Consider the following 2,237-nt stretch of genomic DNA (forward strand, 5'->3'; position numbering starts at 1 on the left):
CGCGCACCCCCGACCATCACGGCCTGAGCGGCCCAGGGCCGTACCCCCACCTCATCGCTATTCCTGTTCGCGTCGTGATCGTGCGGCGGCTGTCGGCCGCGCAGCGGTCGCGCGGCGCGTCATTTCCGGATTTTTTCAATGCAACAACGCATCAAGACCTTCAAAACCCTGTCGCGCGCGGCCTCGGCTGCCGCGTTCCTCTGCGTCCAGGCGCTCATCTGCATCGGAACCGTCTATTGGGCGGTTGCCGAGACGCTCGGCCTGTCGGCGATGGCGGCCCTTGTTCTCGGCGGCATCTTCGCCGTGCCGACGGTATTTGTACTGATCACCGCCAGTCGCATGGCCTTCGACGCGGAGACGGATCCGGCGAACCAGTGAGCATATGTCACCCCAGGACAGATCTCGGGTGCGCGATTTGTTTGGCGCGACATGGCGGCCCGCGACCCAAGTGACGACACATTTCTGGGCCAGAAGCCGGTCAAAGCAACTTTTGACGACGAACGGCGTTGCCTCGGCGATGCCGTTCGGGAGACAGGAAATGGATAGACTGCAATTCGAGGTGCCTGTGCGCATAGCGCCTGGACCCGGTCTGCCAGTCGAGGAAATCTATGGCGTCGAACAGGCGCTCGATTTTCTCCAGGACTGGCCTGCGCGCCGTCAGGGCCCGATCTATCAGAAAGCGTTCAACGCCTGCTTCGGCGCCACGGTGGACGTGGTCAAGACCGAGGATGCCTGCCGGGCGTTCATGGCGTTTTGCCGCGCCAGTGGACTGATGGCCAGGGACATGATGACGCCGCGCAAGCGCGGCGGTGAGGCGAGGGCGCTCCAGGCCTGAGGGCTGTGCCCTGTTCGTTGCCCGATTAAAACACCGGCGATCGTATTTGAACGCACGCGGCAATGTCGTGAGCGCGCCGTTGCGCGCGTTTCGTCCCGACGACAGCACCGCACCAAGGTCCGCCCTGTTAAGCTTCCGTTTCCATCTTCCCGGCTACGCCTTTGCTTGTTGGCAATGGTTGATTCGTTGCGTCAGTCTCATGGTTTGGAAGATGTCCCCAGAAAAAGTCCGTGCATTCCCGATCGACCGTCAGGTATTCTTGGTCAGGGAGGTTGCCGCCAAGCTCGGCAATCTGCATGGCGAGACCGCCACCTCGTTCTGGAGAGCCAAGGCGTCGGAGTTGCTCGATCTTGTGGTCGGCTCCGGCAGGGACAGAACAGCAGCCAGCGATGAAGTGCGCAGGTTTTTCCTGGCCGTGCAGCGAGAGATGTTGGCTGATACGGTCGCGGAGTCGATGCCAATTCTTTCCGCTTGAAGCAAATCCTGAACCTCCATCCTCCACACATGGAACAGTAATTTGTAAATACGTTTACTCCGGTGTGTTTTTCGGAGACCCGGTCGTTGTTCGCGCGGTCTCGGCTGCGAATCCGGCAATTTCCCGCCGGCCTTGAGGGGCGGCCCACTCTGAGACATCGACGCGCTTGCGCGTTGGTCAGCCAGCGAAACACTTCTTTTTTGAAGCCAATGGACCACTGCTCAAAAATGCAACGAACTTTTTAGCCATTCGTTCATTTATGCGTGCTTTCTAATTTAAACCATGGCCTTGAGTAGCTTCACCCGTGTTCGGCTTGTAATGGACGCCATGCGCCGGAGCACGGGCGCAAACGTCGCTACCATTTTTGCTCTGACCTTGCCGGTCGTTGTCGGCGCTGCGGGCTTCGGCGTCGAGACCTCCTATTGGTACTACAACAGCCTGAGGTTACAGGCGACGGCCGATGCAGCCGCCTATGCCGGTGCGCTCGAACAGATCTCGGGTTCCGACAAGCCGACGATCGTCGCGGCCGCGACCCAGTCCGCGGCGTCGAACGGACTGGGCTCGGGCACGATCGTCGTCAACACGCCGCCGGCCTCCGGCCCGAATACGGCGAAAAAAGCGGTCGAGGTGATCGTCGGCCAGCAGCTCGACCGGATGTTCACCCTGATCTTCACGCAAGACAAGGTCCCCGAACAGGCAAGGGCGGTGGCCGTCATTACCGATGCTTCGAGTGCTTGCATGCTCGCGCTCGATCCGTCCGCTTCGCAGGCGGCGCTGTTTTCCGGCAGCACCAGCGTCAAGCTCAACGGCTGCTCGGTCATGTCCAATTCGATCGCCTCGGACGCCATCAAGGTTCAGGGCTCGGCCGGCCTGCAGGCCGATTGCCTGATATCGGCAGGCGGTGTCTCTCTCAGCAACCCCGTCACC

Annotated in this window: 4 protein-coding genes; all 4 read left to right on the top strand. The window is 61.0% G+C overall.

Going from position 1 to position 2,237, the window contains the following annotated elements; genetic code table 11:
* Positions 1 to 138 precede the first annotated feature (138 nt).
* Positions 139 to 378: a hypothetical protein gene (locus EN939_RS30910; RefSeq protein ID WP_127271424.1), complete on the top strand. Its 240-nt coding sequence runs from the start codon at positions 139 to 141 to the stop codon at positions 376 to 378.
* 160 nt (positions 379 to 538) lie between these two features.
* Complete coding sequence (locus EN939_RS30915) at positions 539 to 835, top strand: DUF982 domain-containing protein (protein ID WP_127271426.1); 297 nt, start codon at positions 539 to 541, stop codon at positions 833 to 835.
* Positions 836 to 881: 46 nt separating this feature from the next.
* On the top strand, positions 882 to 1,310 hold the full coding sequence (locus EN939_RS39440) for a DUF6074 family protein (protein ID WP_236382794.1): 429 nt from the start codon (positions 882 to 884) through the stop codon (positions 1,308 to 1,310).
* Positions 1,311 to 1,592: 282 nt separating this feature from the next.
* A partial coding sequence (locus EN939_RS30925; RefSeq protein ID WP_245473231.1) for a pilus assembly protein TadG-related protein occupies positions 1,593 to 2,237 on the top strand: 645 nt, incomplete at its 3' end.

It is taken from the genome of Mesorhizobium sp. M7A.F.Ca.CA.002.05.1.1 (assembly GCF_003998335.1).
Taxonomy (GTDB): Bacteria; Pseudomonadota; Alphaproteobacteria; order Rhizobiales; family Rhizobiaceae; genus Mesorhizobium.